The following is a 13,737-nucleotide window of genomic DNA, read 5'->3' on the forward strand; positions in this document are numbered from 1 at the left end:
CTTCTTATAAGCCAAGAATTTACCAGACATGATGACCTTAACGCGATCGCCTTTAGGATCTTCTTCTTTTTCAACGTCAAGAGTAAAATCAATGGCGCTCATAATGCCATCGCCGAATTTTTCGTGAATTATTGCTTTCAGAGGCATCCCATACACTTGCATAATTTCATAGAAGCGATAAATCAGCGGATCTACGGGAATAACCGGCTCCAGGGAACCTTTTAAGGGTGGTTCTGTTAAGCTTTGAGCTACACTGTTATCTAACCCTAAAACTGATACAATTTTCTCCGCTTCATCTTCAGAAGCAGTAGCTTGACGGTAAAACACCGCCGCAATCCAAACCTCATCGCGCCCGACAATTTTTTCTAACTCACCAAAGGTAATACCCTTAGCTTTTTTAGCAGACAAAAGTTTCTCTGTGATTTCTGAAATTGCCATTAGACGCTCCTGGATGACGGCTAGACTGCATTTTGTACAGGCAGAGGTAAGAGTGAATTAAACTAAATAATACTTCCCTTTTAAGGGCTGCCTGAAAGCTGACATTACTATAATTAGATTTTGTTACTATTGTCAATAGCAAAAAAATATGGATTTTCACATTTTTAGATACGGTTGTGTTCTAAACTAATAGTATTTGAGCGTGGAAAACAGAAATTGGGAATTGGTTGGGATTTACGCATAATCACGCATATATTGACATGAGAGGCAATTGAGAATTGAATGCCCAGTCAGGAGATGACTGGTCAACAGTACCCAGCCCTGTTAGTAAGGTAAAGTCTCCAACCTCCTCTGGCCCCTTTCCCACATCTCGGCGCTTTGGCCCCTCTATGCCCTCCGGTACGCTCGGCGAAGCCCCCCTCCCGCAGCAAGAGTTACCAGCAGTAAGTGGAGATCCACTAACACCTCAAAAGTCCCCCTACGGACTAAATTACCCATTAAAATCGCAACTCACCTGTGACAACTAGCACGCACTATGGAGATCAAGAGTAAAGATTACTGCATTTGGTACGACAGCGCTACTGAGACAATTACCTGCCAGGGTTCATTCCGGCTGAGTAAAATGGAAGAGTACGCGCCCATCGTGCAGTTGCTCAATGATGTGGCTGACGCACAGCCAAAGAAAATTACTTTGGATTTGCGAGAGCTAGAATTTTTAAATAGTTCTGGAATCAACATTCTGTCTAAGTTTGTGATCAGGGTGCGCCAGCAAAAGAATATTCAGATTGCGGTACGAGGATCTCAGGAGATACTCTGGCAGGGAAAATCGTTGAAGAACTTGCAGCGACTAATGCCTTCCTTAGAATTGGAACTGGAATAAGGAAGGAAAATGCTGTAACGGAATATGGGGGATAGGCCATACTTAGTAATGAGCGGCAAACAAGAATTAACGCTAAAGACAAACTGCCAGTTCGCAATTACCCAAAACCCATGCAGGAAGAAGAATTGTCAAAGGAACAGCTAATTTTGGAGGTTTTACGTCTGCGCTCGGAAATTACTGAGCTTAAGAGTGAAAGAGCTGACCTGGAAATCTTGCTGGAGACTACTACTGAACACTCCGATCGCGTGGAAGCTCAACTGCAAGGGTTTGCAGAGTCGGTATTGCGGGAGAGCGAAGAGCGATTTCGAGCGATCGCCCAAGCAACTCCCGTACCAGTGCTGATCGCTCGCGTGGCCGACGGGAAGATACTCTATGCCAACGCTCAATTTTCTGCTCTCCTGGGCATATCCCTTGAAGACTTGATCGATCGCTATACTCCAGATTTTTACTGGGATCGGAGCGATCGCGAGAAGGTACTCGACGCACTTTCGCGAGACGGGTACGTTCAGAATTGGGAAATGCAAGCCAAAAAAGTAGACGGTACACCGTTCTGGGTAATGGTATCCGTCCAACCCCTGACCTTCAGCGGTCAACCAGCGGCACTATTTGCCCTCTACGACCTCACTAAGCGCAAAGCGGGCGAACAAGTCCTGCTCAACAGTGAAAGACGGCTCCGCCGTCAGAGTCTGGCACTATTGGAACTTGGCAGAGAAAGGACTCTTAACTCTGGGGATCTCAATGCTGCAATTCGCGAAATCACTGAAACGGCCGCCCACACCCTAGAAGTAGATAAAGTCAGCCTGTGGCTATATAACGATTTTAGATTTACCGTTCGTTCCGCAGAGTCTCAAATAGATTTAGGATTGGGCGTGAGTGCAGATAGCCAAACAGAGGCCAATACTGCTTTGCTGGCAAAAAATTTAGACGAACAGCCTTATTTTGTGAAGTCTAAAAAGCCTAATCTAAAATTAGTTTGCCTCGACCTCTACGAACGTAGTAGCGATCGCCACTGGAACCGTTTAGAAATCTCGACCAGCGATTTGAGAGCTGGCTTTTTAGATACCTCCTTAGAGAATGCTGAGGAGCATTTCGGATTGCCTCTGCCTGAGACACTTCTGGCTCAAAACTCTTTAAAGGAATTGTACTCAAAAGAAGCAGAAATCTTCTCTCCAAGGCCTACAGACGAGAGCGCGAACTCATCAACTTTAAATGTACCAATTCGGCTAGGCGGCCAGATCGTGGGCATAGTTTCCCACGAACATATCGGCCCTCCCCGTCAGTGGGCCTTGGAGGAGCGCACTTTTGCTGATTCTCTAGCGAATTTGGTTGCCTTAGCAATAGAAGGCTTTGAACGGCAGAGAGCGCAGCAGGCATTATCTAAGGCGAAGCAGGAACTAGAACTAACTGTCGAAAATCGCACTGTTCAGCTCAAGAGTGCTAATAAGTTACTCCGATTCGAGATTGCTGAGCGCAAAAGAGCGGAAGTAGCTTTGCAAGAAGCACTGCACAAAGCAGAAGCAGCTTCCAGAGCAAAAAGCACTTTCTTAGCTAATATGAGCCACGAGTTGCGAACTCCTCTGAATGCCATTATTGGTTACAGCGAAATGTTAGAAGAATTAGCCTCTGATGAAGGGCTTGAAGATTTGCTCCCCGATATTCAAAAAATTCGCAGTGCTGGCAAACATTTGCTAACTTTGATTAACGATATCCTTGACCTATCTAAAATTGAAGCAGGTAAAATGGAACTTTACCTGGAGAGTTTTGACCTTGCGGATTTGGTCGGTGATGTCATCGCCACTCTGCATCCCCTAGCTCACAAAAACTCCAATAAATTGGAAGTGTCTTGCTGTAGCGATCTAGGAGTAGTGTTCACTGACTTAACTAAGGTGCGGCAAATTCTTTTTAACTTACTCTCTAATGCCCTTAAGTTTACTGAAAATGGAACTGTGCGGCTAAGTGCAACTCGCGAAATGGGTAGCAATAGTGATTGGGTTTATTTATGCGTAGCTGATACGGGTATTGGTATGTCAGTGGAACAACAGCAGTGTTTGTTTGAGGTCTTCAATCAAGGAGATGCTTCGACAACGCGCAAGTATGGTGGTACCGGACTCGGATTGGCGATTAGCCGTCGCTTTTGCCAGATGATGGGGGGTGATATTACAGTGGAAAGCGAGTTGGGGGTGGGTTCTACTTTTACTGTTCACCTTAAGGCAAAAATAGAAAATAAAGTTGAGTAAAGTAGGAGTTACACCAGAATTGCTTTTCGGAAGCGATCGCTTGTGTTGTCATCCTCCCTTAAGTAGATTGCTTAGCTGCACTCTAAATAACATTTTTCTTCTACTTCTGCCTTCTGCATAGCTGCCTTCTGCTATAGATTATAGATCCAAGGCTCGATCCATATTTGGCGATCGCTACCTTCTGTGACCAAGATCCCATCTTGGCTTTGCTATCTATCACAAACCTGCATTTTAGAGGCACTTAAAATATGACTAGCAAGTAGATCGGGAGTGCAGCACTATGACTAAACCTTGCAATCAACCCCTAAAAGCCAACCCTTTTACCGCTGACCGCGATCCCGATACAGGTAAGTGGACTGTCAAAAAGATCGCTGAGCAAAATTACAAATCTGACTCTCACCTTAATCTAGTTCAACCATCAGGATCGATCGATAACATCCATGTTAAAAGCCATCTAAAGATAGGCGTAGCGCCAGAATAGGAGGCTGCCAAATTGTTAAAATCTCAAAATTAAAAATTAATGAAATTTTCAATATCTCACCTCGTAAAATTTTTGTGGGTAGACCGGCCAACTCGCCAGCGGGGGACAATAATTCTTGCCATTCCCGTAACTTGTCTGTTCGCCTCAGTGATCGCCATTGCCTGGGTGCGCGATCGCACTCTCAGCACAAGAGCCCAGATAGAAAAGAGCAACCAGGTACTACTACAAACTGACCGTTTGCTCAAAACTGCGGTAGATGCTGAGACGGGAATGCGAGGTTACGGTCTGACGCAGCGTCCAGAATTTCTAGACCCGTATTTAAAAGCAAAAGCAAATTTGCCTCAATTGCTCAAAGAACTCAGAGTGATGGTGCAAGAAAATCCAGCACAGTTACAGCGATTTGAAGAAATTAAAAAAAGTACCCAGCAAGAATTAATTTTTTTGGAAAATACGCTCAAAAGTTTTGATAGTTTAGGCAGAGAAATTGAAATGTCGCCTCAACTAACTAACATTCTGCTCAAAGGCAAATTGCAGATGGATACCCTGCGGCAGCAAATTAATAATTTTGTTGTCAGTCAGAAAGAGTTCCAGGCTATTATAGATGAAGAAAGACGGCATTGGGTCGATCTCACCAATTTTGTACAAATAGCCGCTTTATTTGTCGGTTTGCTTGGCGGCGGAGCTTCCTGGTATTTATTTGACCGTTTAGACAGGGAATTAACAAACCGAGAAGCTAGTTTGCAAGAGAGTAAAACTCGCATTCAAGCAGTGGTAGACAACGCCGCTGATGGTATTCTCACCTTGGACGAGCAGGGTAATATTGAGTCATTCAATCTCGCTGCTGAGAAGATTTTTGGCTGGGAAGGGAAAGAAGTCATTGGTCAGAATCTCAGGAAACTAATAGCTAAGCCTGCCCACGAAGATAGCACGGGGAATTATCTTCAAAACTTTTTAACAAATTCTACTGCAAAACTCAACATTTGTCAGCAAGAAATCCAGGGAATCCGCAAAAATGGGGCAACCTTCCCAATGGAGTTAGCGGTGAGCGAAATGCGGCTAGCTTCGGGGCGACTATTTATTGGGATTTGTCGCGATATTACCGAGCGCAAAGAAGCTGAAAAAACCCTCCGCAAACAATCGCAACTGTTAGATTTAGCGAATGATTCGATTACAGTGCTTGACCTAAATGATGATATTGCTGATTGGAATCAGGGAGCTAGAAGGCTCTACGGATGGCGGAAATCGGAAGTAATGGGAAAGAATATTCACACGCTTTTGCAAACAGAATTTCCTGAATCTCTACCCAAAATTAAGGCAGCATTTCTACGGGATGGAGCTTGGGAAGGCGAACTCCTACACACTAAGCAAGATGGTTCAAAAGTAACAGTAGCAAGCCGTTGGACTTTGCAACGGGACGAAGATGGTCTTCCCTTAGCTAGCTTACAAATAAATAACGATATTAGCGATCGCAAAATCGCGGAATTTGCATTGCGAGATTCTCAGCAAATGTTGCAATTAGTGATGGACAACATTCCGCAGTTTATCTACTGGAAAGACAGAGATTTTATCTATCGAGGTTGTAATCAAAACTTTGCCCGTATTCTTGGTTTAAAAAGTCCCACAGATATCATCGGACTGACAGATTACGATTTGCCTATTCCCGAAGAACAAGCTGAACACTACCGCGCAATCAGCCGCGACATTCTCGAAACTAATACTCCCCAATATCACTTACTTAAAACTTTTACTTCTGCACTGCCAAATAGCTCGACAATGTGGGTTGATGTTAGCAAAGTTCCTCTGACAAATGGGGAAGATAGTGTAATCGGAATTATGTGTAGTTTCGAGGATATCACCGACCGCAAACAGGCTGAGGTGGCTATTGCTGAAAGCGAGCAACGTTTCCGGTCTACTTTTGAGCAGGCGGCTGTGGGAATAGCCCAGACAAATATGGAAGGCAAGTTACTGTTGGTTAATCAAAAGTTTTGCGATATTTTGGGTTACAGTCGGGAAGAACTGCTAGAAAATAAGTTTCAGAATATTACTCATCCAGAGGACTTAAAAATTGAGCTGGCCTATATAAACCAACTGTTAACAGGGGAACTTAATATCTATTCGATGGAAAAGCGTTTTCTCCGCAAAAATGGGGAATTAGTATGGGGCAATTTGACTGTTTCCCTACTACGCGAGCAAGATGGTGGCGAATACTTAATGGCAGTTGTTGAAGATATCAGAGAGCGTAAAGAAGCTCAAGAAGCACTACAAAAACGCGCTCAAGAATTGGCAAAGACAACTAGAATATTAAGTCAAACAGCAACAGTTTTGAGAAAGCGAAATCAGGAATTAGATCAATTTGCTTATGTCGTTTCCCATGATTTGAAAGCGCCGCTAAGAGCAATTGCCAACCTTAGTAGTTGGATAGAAGAAGACCTCAGCGAAGCGATGACTGAGGATACTCAACATCAAATGAATCTATTGCGGGGTCGAGTTCACCGTATGGAAGCTTTGATCGATGCACTACTACAATATTCCCGCGTCGGACGCATCCAAACAGCCTCAGAAATTGTAAATGTGGCAAGTTTATTAGCAGAAATTATCGATTCTATCGCGCCGCCAGAGAGTTTGAAGGTGGAAGTCGGATCGGGAATGCCAATATTGACGACAGAAAGGGTATTATTACAGCAAGTTTTTGCTAATCTAATTAGTAATGCAGTCAAACATCACAGCAGCAAATCGGGTTCTGTGAAAATATCCCTTGAAGAGAAGGAAGATTTTTACGAGTTTGCTGTAACGGATGATGGCCCTGGAATTGCTCCTCAATATCATGATAAAGTTTTTGTCATCTTCCAAACTTTGGAAGCTCGCGATAAAGTTGAAAATACAGGCATTGGTTTATCGCTAGTGAAAAAAATTGTAGAAAATCAAGGGGGAACTATTAAACTCGAATCGAGTGAAGGTCAAGGAGCAACATTTCGCTTTACCTGGCCAAAACAACCTATTCGGAAGGATGATGAGTAATTTGTTGGTTGTTGTTGGTTGGTGATTGGTAATGGCTAATGGCTAATAGCTAATGGCTAATAGCTAATTACCATCTTCCCCATATCCCCCATCTCCCTATCTCCCCCGCTCAAGAGCTCCCCTGCTCCCCCTCTCTTTCCCTAGCCCTGAGCATTCTAGCCCCTAGCCCCTATTTCTTCCTATGGATCGCACCTAATTTCTATTATAAATCCATCAGGATCGTAGAAGTAGATTCCGCGTCCTGTAGGACGACTAACTGGGCCGCTATCTATGCAAACTTTATGTAAATATAGCACTTCCACTGCACTGTCAAATAATTGGGGATCGATGTCAAAGGCTAAATGATTGGCACGGGTAAAAGCTTGCTGCGGATTTGGATCTGGCGGTTTGAGTTCCGGTTCCCAAAATAGATCGATAACAGTACCGTCGGAGGTAATAAAATTGGCTACTTTTCCCGCAGCAACTAACTCTTGCAAAGTTGCAGGAACCTCTTCGCCTGTGAGCTCGTGCAGACCCAAAATTGTGCCGTAAAAATGGCGGGATGCTTTCATATCGTGGACATTTAAAGCGATGTGATGTACCCGCCGTAAGTTGCCGGGAACTAGCATAACTGTGGGAGAAGTTTGAGTAGATTGCATCATTATTAGTTTAAAATTTGAGATTTTAAATTGGGTTTAATTTGCGAGAGTTTGTCTGGTATTTCTATTTTTGTTTAGGGAAAGATGCAATCCCCTGGAACAACATAACGAGCGCACTTATCAGAATGACGAATGCAACCAAACCCACTATTAAGTCTAACGAAGCAGTATTTTCCATTTGATTAATCTCTAACTAGAAATACAGTTAACCGTTAATAGTTAACTAACAATTAACAATTAACAGTTAACAATTAACCCAAAAACTATTTAGCTAATTCCCGCTCAATGGCCGCGATTAATTCCGGCGAGTCGGGAGTCACGCTGCTGCGAAATCTGGCAACTACTTCTCCCTGCTTGTTGACTAAGAATTTCTCAAAATTCCATGAAACTTCCCCTTTTGGTTCGACCGCTTTGGTAAGCTGAGCGTAAAGAGGATGCTGCTCAGAACCTTTGGCGTGTACTTTGTCAAATAGGTCAAAAGTTACACCATAATTGATAGTACAAAATTGGACAATTTCTGAGTTCGTACCAGGTTCTTGTGCTCCATAGTCATTGCAAGGAAATCCTAAAATTCGCAGTCCCGCCGCCTGATATTTCTGGTTTAACTGCTCTAACCCAGCGTATTGAGGGGTGTAGCCGCATTTGGAAGCAAGGTTCACTATCAAGAGTACCTTACCAGCGTACTCGCCTAGTTGCTTGTCTTCGCCTGCGATCGTTTTTACTTTGATTTCGGAGATAGTGCTGGTCATCTTCAAAGAAGTTGCTAACTTTACTACTACAAATTTTACCTTAATTTAGGTTAAAAGTTGGTTGAGTTTGGCTCTCAGGGTTTCTATTCTTTTCCGGTTAACTCCTAAATCAGACTCTCCTAAACGGGAAGCTGAACGGACTTGGATTACCTTTGCCTCTTCATCATCTAGTAAGAATTCAACATCATCAACAAATCCCATTAAAGCGCTAGTAAATTCTGCATATAGGTAATTATTGGTTTCGGTGATAATTTTAGTTTTTGGTAAAGATAGAATTGATTTTTTGAGGTTAGCAATTGCATCTGTAGAGGTAGAAGTGTATGCCAAAGGTGCAATTTTATGTTCGTTATCTTGACTGAAACTGCTGACACAGTTAGGAGAATTGGGACAAGGTGCAAGTTGTCCTGACTTTACTCCCAGGTTAGTAGGTCTTTTTCCAGCAAACATTGTATTTTCTCCAGAAATGGCGAGTGTTGTCGGGAGCGCGATCGCAGTTACCACTAGCAAGGATATAATAATTACAAGCACTTTATTGAGTAATGACGATCCTGTTTCCGTTTTTTGCATGAATTAATTAAGTTAGCTTTGATGTAGAACTAATAAAATCATATCATTAATTTGGCATCTTGTAAATATAGTAGTCAGAACTTACGAAGTTTGAGGTCAGAAACCGGGTTTATTTGTAAATATCTAGTTAATAATCTTAAATATTTCCTAAAAATCCGGTTTCTTTGCACAGATTTAGTAGTATTTCTGTACTCATCTTGTTTGATTTACCGCGACTTTCCCATCGCGATTGTCATCGATCCCCCGACGACTAAAATTGCGCCTACAACTGCAAGAATTGTGAGCTGTTCCGGTGCGATTAGAGTAGGAAAAATAGCCGAAATATTCCAGACTGAAAACAGCGTAACTAAAGGTGTTAAAGCCAGCACTGCACTCACTCGTGAGGCTTCCCAGTGATCCATTGCTTCTGCAAAAGCTCCGTAAGCAATTAGAGTATTTAATGCACAAAAAAGTAGCATTCCCCAATGTAAAGGGCTGAGTGTAAGCAATAATTGGGGTGCAGCAAAGGGAGTGAATAATATAGCACAGCCTCCGTAGAGAATGAGCATAATACTTGCAGAGGGTAATTTTTGCAGAAGTTGCTTTTGAGCTAGGGCATAAACAGCCCACACTGCGGCTGCAATTACGACTATACCGCTGCCAATTAGATATTGACTTTGTGCTGAAATTAAATTGGTTAATTGCTCGTGAAAGAAGAGTGAAAAACCGAGGGTTAATACTCCTAAACCAATCCATTGATGTAGAGTATAACGTTCTTTAAAAATAACTAAGGCTCCCAATCCCATCATCACGGGAGCTAATTGAATTAAAACTTGAGTGTTAGCAGGTGAAGTTTGGGATAATCCGATTAGAAATAGCAGGTAGTTAGCTGATAGAAATACAATTGCGATTGCCATCAATCCCATATTTGTTGCCCGCAATTTTTGCAAGTCTGGTAATTGCTGGCGGGCGGCTAAATATAAGGCTAATAGTCCAAAGGATACTAGAAAACGAAACCAAGTAACGGTATAAACATCTAGGGCTTGTAGCGTTACCTTTAAAGCAATGGGCAAAACGCCCCAGAGCGATGCAGTTAAAAGCGATAAGGTCAGACCTAAACGCCATCTACCTGAACTAGAGTGGAGTTGCATTAGTATTTATGAGCCTCAGAGCAGTATTGCTCTAATGTTTATTTTTGGTTTAAGATTCAATTTTGCAGTATTTATAGCACGTTGGCTTCATGCAAATGGGTGATATTATGGGAGTTATGGTCAAGTTTTGGTCAGCATAGTTGGGTAAGGCCCAAGGCAGAAAGCAATCAAAGTGTAAAGAGAAAATCATGCTAGAAAAAGCAACATTTGCCGCTGGTTGTTTCTGGGGTGTTGAAGAAACTTTTCGCGATATCAAGGGTGTCGCTTCGACTTGTGTGGGATATACGGGAGGACACTGGTCAAATCCTTGCTATTTGGACGTTTGTGCTAGAGTTACGGGTCATGCTGAAGCGGTAGAGGTGGAATTTGACTGTAGTGTTGTTAGTTATGAGCAACTCCTAGAGGTATTTTGGAATTGCCACGATCCGACGCAGTTAAATCGGCAAGGGCCAGACAGAGGAGAACAGTACCGTTCTGTTATTTTCTATCGCAATCTAGAACAAGAGCAAGCTGCGATTGCTTCTAAACGGAAGCTCCAACTCTCCGGGAGATATGATAACCAAATTGTGACAAAAATTCAACCAGCAAATGAGTTTTGGTTAGCTGAAGACTACCACCAGCAATATTTATATAAAAAACGGCATGGCATACAGCCGTCAACATAAACTTAAAACTGAGTAAACAAGGAGAAACTGGGAATTAGCGATCGAGAAACAAGCCTGGGAAGATGAGAGAATAAAGCTATAACTGGGAATGAGATCGATCGACTTTTGCAAAAGGTCTAGTTACCAATTAAAGGTAAGGTGGGCGATCGCCCACCTTACAATTAACAATTAACAGTTAACAGTTAACAGTTAACAGTTAACAGGTATTTAGCAATAGCGCGTCACATCTTCGCCACACACATCCGCCAAATAGCACAAAGCTCGAAAACGCAGAGCAACCAATTCATCGTAAAGCGGGTTGAGCTTGCATAAGGGGGGGATGTGAAACAGTTGACGACCAAAAAGCTTGACAGTGCGCTCAAATGGACACTGCGCTGGAATTAGCTTGCACAGTCTGTGAGCCAATTTGGGGCTTTTAACTTCTATGCTGTCAAGCCATTGACGCAGGGGGCGCAGAGGATCGCAGGGTTGCGGCTGGGCAGTTGTGGGGAGATTAACAGCGCTTTCCTCTTTAGGAATCCATACCGGTATTGCTACAATTCGGTCAGATATGGTATATTCGGACACATTCATACTTCTCTTTTTCCTTTCTTGCAACGAGGTGCAAAGCACTCTGTGTTGAGTATCTACAGGGTGTCGCTTAGCGATACCGGATTTGTAGTGTCTCGATTAAATTGACTTGTCTGGGAATGGGTACTTGAGTTTTAAGCTCAGGTATGGTTTTTTGTCGTACTTTATTGTGTACCTCTAAGATTCTGACGCAGATTACCCTAAATGTTCCATAGTGAAACTACGGAATTTTAGAAGAAAGACATAAAGTTTCTAAATAGATGAGCTTTCTTAGGGCTGTAGTTTGCTGTAGAATTGGGCTGGGGCAAATAATTAAATTAAAAATTAAAAATTAAAAATTAAAAGCTAAAAAAGTTGTAAATTCTGGGTTGTAATATGACATCGCCAACTTCTGCCACTGATAGCTCATCTAGTTCTAAATCTCCTCCTATGTCGCTGTCTGGAGCTTTGAGCATTTTTACAGCGTTCCCAGAGTACAGCCAAGGTAATAGGCTCTATGGTTTGGGAAGGTATGAAGCGGCGGTGCATCATTACGAGAAAGCGGTTGAAGTTAAACCGGACTGGTGTCAGGCTTGGTTGCAGCTAGCTACGGTGCTGAGGAAATTGCATCGGTATGATGTTGTTGTTGTTTGCTGCGATCGCGCCATTGGTATTAAACCAGAAAGCTATAAGGCTTGGGTGTTGCGAGGGAGCGCTTTGTTGAGCTTGCACCAATATCAAGAAGCTCTAGTTTCTTTCGAGCAAGCAACTCAAATTCAACCGCAAAATTATGAAGCGTGGCACTACCGGGGACGAGCTCTAGAGGAATTGCATCAGTACCAAACAGCGGCTGCTTGCTATAGAAAAGCGATCGAAATTAAGCCAAATTTACCTACAATCTGGTATCGCCAAGGCTGTACGCTGCTGCACGGCGATCGCTATGCTGAGGCTGTGGCTGCTTTTGAGCGAGTAGTTAAACTCCAGCCTGGTAACGCTGAAGCTTGGTTTTACAGAGGTTTGGCGTTAATGAAAGCGCTGCGGTACGCTGAGTCTGTGAGTTCTTACGATCGAGCGGTGCAACTGCAACCAGAAAATTATCAAGCTTGGTTTAATCGCGGAATTGCTTTGGAGAAATTGCACCGATACGCAGAAGCGGTGAATTCTTACGATCGCGTGATTCAATTGCAGCCGGGAGACAGCGAAGCCTGGTTTTATAAAGGTATGGCGCTTAAGCATTTGCGACCGGATGCGGCGATCGCAACTTTAAATCAGGCGATTAAAATTAATCCCAATTTTCCCGAATTGTGGATCGGTTTCGGTCAAGTTCTATCGGAGGCGGGACACTGGGAAGGAGCGATCGCTTCCTTTGATAAGGCAACTCAACTCAATCCGAATTTCCCCGAAGCTTGGCTGGGAAGAGGTTTAGCTTTAGCAGGAATGGAACATTACAGAGAAGCGATTATTGCTTATAGTAATGCCCTGCAACTGAAAGGCGATTTCTTAGAAGCTTGGAACTACAGGGGTGAGGCTTTGGAAAAGTTGCATCGCTACGAAGAAGCGATCGCCTGTTTTGATAAAGTGATTGCCATGACTTCAGAGTTGGATATTTCTTCTAAGGTGGGGTTTCAGCGGGGTGCGGCCTTAGAAAAGTTGGAACGTTATGCAGAAGCGATCGCTGCTTATGACCAGGTACTTCTCCTTCAGCCAGATAATTTTGAAGCTTGGTTGAAGCGGGGAAATGCCTTAGCCTTAATGCAACGCTATGAAGATGCTTTGATTGCTTACAACCAAGGAATTGCAATCTGGCCAGATAACTATCAAGTCTGGTTGCAGCGTGGTAAGAATTTAGCAAAATTGGAAAGATGTCAAGAGGCGATCGCTGCTTTTGATAAAGTGATTCAACTCAAACCGGACAACTGCGAAGCTTGGTTAAAACGGGGTGATGTTCTGCAAAAATTGCAGCGGTTTCAAGATGCGATTAGTTCTTATGGTGTGGCTTTAGAAATTCAGCCTGATTATTATGAAGCGCTAGTAAGTAGAGAGGAATTAAGGGTTAAGGGTGTAATTAGTGGGAAGTTTTGAGTCTTCCGATATGGACAGCAATCGAGACAAAATAACTGCAAGCAAATTTTAGCAAGGGCGATCGCGGCCGGATTGGTTTCGATATTTACACTTGGGCTAAAAAAATGCGTGTCGATCTTGCCCAAAAACCCTTTGAGACTTATTTTTGGGGTACGGTAGTGGGAAGTACAATTAAAAATTAAAAATTAAAAATTAAAATTGGGGAGAAAAAAATTGACTTTTGGGAAAAAGCTTAATATTAATTAATGAAATTTTATGATTTAGAGCTAGTTCATTTCAATTTTTTTGTGTTATAGTCGTAGT

The 13,737-nt window shown here is 42.9% G+C and carries 13 protein-coding genes; 7 read left to right on the forward strand and 6 right to left on the reverse strand.

Features of this window, described 5'->3' with window-relative positions; genetic code table 11:
• Positions 1 to 438: cyanase (gene cynS / locus OSCI_RS05315; RefSeq protein ID WP_039961767.1), on the reverse strand; the 438-nt coding region annotated here is incomplete at its 3' end.
• 278 nt (positions 439 to 716) lie between these two features.
• Between cynS and OSCI_RS29625 the strand changes: the two genes are divergently transcribed.
• From OSCI_RS29625 to OSCI_RS05335, 5 genes are all read left to right on the forward strand, one after another.
• On the forward strand, positions 717 to 965 hold the full coding sequence (locus OSCI_RS29625; RefSeq protein WP_007353836.1) for a hypothetical protein: 249 nt from the start codon (positions 717 to 719) through the stop codon (positions 963 to 965).
• Between the two features lie 8 nt (positions 966 to 973).
• Positions 974 to 1,318 carry a slr1659 superfamily regulator gene (locus OSCI_RS05320; protein ID WP_007353837.1) on the forward strand — a complete coding sequence of 115 codons (345 nt, stop codon included), beginning with the start codon at positions 974 to 976 and terminating at the stop codon, positions 1,316 to 1,318.
• A 110-nt stretch (positions 1,319 to 1,428) separates the two neighbouring features.
• Positions 1,429 to 3,555, forward strand: coding sequence for an ATP-binding protein (locus OSCI_RS05325; RefSeq protein WP_007353838.1), 2,127 nt, complete (start codon positions 1,429 to 1,431; stop codon positions 3,553 to 3,555).
• A gap of 280 nt (positions 3,556 to 3,835) precedes the next feature.
• A complete protein-coding gene (locus OSCI_RS05330) occupies positions 3,836 to 4,036 on the forward strand; it encodes a hypothetical protein (protein WP_007353839.1) in 201 nt (66 codons plus the stop codon).
• Positions 4,037 to 4,075: 39 nt separating this feature from the next.
• Entirely contained in the window at positions 4,076 to 7,054 is a 2,979-nt protein-coding gene (locus tag OSCI_RS05335; RefSeq protein WP_007353840.1) for a PAS domain S-box protein, read from the forward strand.
• A 179-nt stretch (positions 7,055 to 7,233) separates the two neighbouring features.
• Here the strand turns inward: OSCI_RS05335 and OSCI_RS05340 are convergent, their stop codons facing one another.
• From OSCI_RS05340 to OSCI_RS05355, 4 genes are all read right to left on the reverse strand, one after another.
• The gene (locus OSCI_RS05340; RefSeq protein ID WP_019487749.1) at positions 7,234 to 7,692 is read right to left on the reverse strand and encodes a VOC family protein; all 459 of its coding nucleotides are present in this window, start codon (positions 7,690 to 7,692) and stop codon (positions 7,234 to 7,236) included.
• Between the two features lie 263 nt (positions 7,693 to 7,955).
• Positions 7,956 to 8,441 (reverse strand): glutathione peroxidase, encoded by a 486-nt coding sequence (locus OSCI_RS05345; RefSeq protein WP_007353842.1) that lies wholly within the window; start codon positions 8,439 to 8,441, stop codon positions 7,956 to 7,958.
• 45 nt (positions 8,442 to 8,486) lie between these two features.
• Entirely contained in the window at positions 8,487 to 9,008 is a 522-nt protein-coding gene (locus tag OSCI_RS05350) for a DUF1499 domain-containing protein (protein WP_019487748.1), read from the reverse strand.
• Positions 9,009 to 9,214: 206 nt separating this feature from the next.
• Positions 9,215 to 10,138: a DMT family transporter gene (locus OSCI_RS05355; protein WP_007353844.1), complete on the reverse strand. Its 924-nt coding sequence runs from the start codon at positions 10,136 to 10,138 to the stop codon at positions 9,215 to 9,217.
• Positions 10,139 to 10,326: 188 nt separating this feature from the next.
• Here OSCI_RS05355 and msrA point away from each other — a divergent pair, with 188 nt between their 5' ends.
• Positions 10,327 to 10,803, forward strand: coding sequence for a peptide-methionine (S)-S-oxide reductase MsrA (gene msrA / locus OSCI_RS05360; protein WP_007353845.1), 477 nt, complete (start codon positions 10,327 to 10,329; stop codon positions 10,801 to 10,803).
• Positions 10,804 to 11,010: 207 nt separating this feature from the next.
• Here msrA and OSCI_RS05365 read toward each other — a convergent pair whose 3' ends face one another.
• Positions 11,011 to 11,376 (reverse strand): Mo-dependent nitrogenase C-terminal domain-containing protein, encoded by a 366-nt coding sequence (locus OSCI_RS05365; RefSeq protein ID WP_007353846.1) that lies wholly within the window; start codon positions 11,374 to 11,376, stop codon positions 11,011 to 11,013.
• Positions 11,377 to 11,748: 372 nt separating this feature from the next.
• Between OSCI_RS05365 and OSCI_RS05370 the strand changes: the two genes are divergently transcribed.
• Positions 11,749 to 13,434, forward strand: a complete 1,686-nt coding sequence (locus OSCI_RS05370) for a tetratricopeptide repeat protein (RefSeq protein ID WP_007353848.1) — start codon at positions 11,749 to 11,751, stop codon at positions 13,432 to 13,434.
• Positions 13,435 to 13,737: the final 303 nt, after the last annotated feature.

The organism is Kamptonema sp. PCC 6506 (assembly GCF_000180455.1).
GTDB lineage: Bacteria > Cyanobacteriota > Cyanobacteriia > Cyanobacteriales > Microcoleaceae > Kamptonema > Kamptonema formosum.

Bases quoted from the DNA above. Each gene is read 5' to 3' on its own strand.
- OSCI_RS05320 (WP_007353837.1), top strand. From the start codon at position 974: ATGGAGATCAAGAGTAAAGATTACTGCATTTGGTACGACAGCGCTACT.
- OSCI_RS05325 (WP_007353838.1), top strand. From the start codon at position 1,429: ATGCAGGAAGAAGAATTGTCAAAGGAACAGCTAATTTTGGAGGTTTTA.
- OSCI_RS05330 (WP_007353839.1), top strand. From the start codon at position 3,836: ATGACTAAACCTTGCAATCAACCCCTAAAAGCCAACCCTTTTACCGCT.
- OSCI_RS05335 (WP_007353840.1), top strand. From the start codon at position 4,076: ATGAAATTTTCAATATCTCACCTCGTAAAATTTTTGTGGGTAGACCGG.
- OSCI_RS05340 (WP_019487749.1), bottom strand. From the start codon at position 7,692: ATGCAATCTACTCAAACTTCTCCCACAGTTATGCTAGTTCCCGGCAAC.
- OSCI_RS05345 (WP_007353842.1), bottom strand. From the start codon at position 8,441: ATGACCAGCACTATCTCCGAAATCAAAGTAAAAACGATCGCAGGCGAA.
- OSCI_RS05350 (WP_019487748.1), bottom strand. From the start codon at position 9,008: ATGCAAAAAACGGAAACAGGATCGTCATTACTCAATAAAGTGCTTGTA.
- OSCI_RS05355 (WP_007353844.1), bottom strand. From the start codon at position 10,138: ATGCAACTCCACTCTAGTTCAGGTAGATGGCGTTTAGGTCTGACCTTA.
- msrA (WP_007353845.1), top strand. From the start codon at position 10,327: ATGCTAGAAAAAGCAACATTTGCCGCTGGTTGTTTCTGGGGTGTTGAA.
- OSCI_RS05365 (WP_007353846.1), bottom strand. From the start codon at position 11,376: ATGAATGTGTCCGAATATACCATATCTGACCGAATTGTAGCAATACCG.
- OSCI_RS05370 (WP_007353848.1), top strand. From the start codon at position 11,749: ATGACATCGCCAACTTCTGCCACTGATAGCTCATCTAGTTCTAAATCT.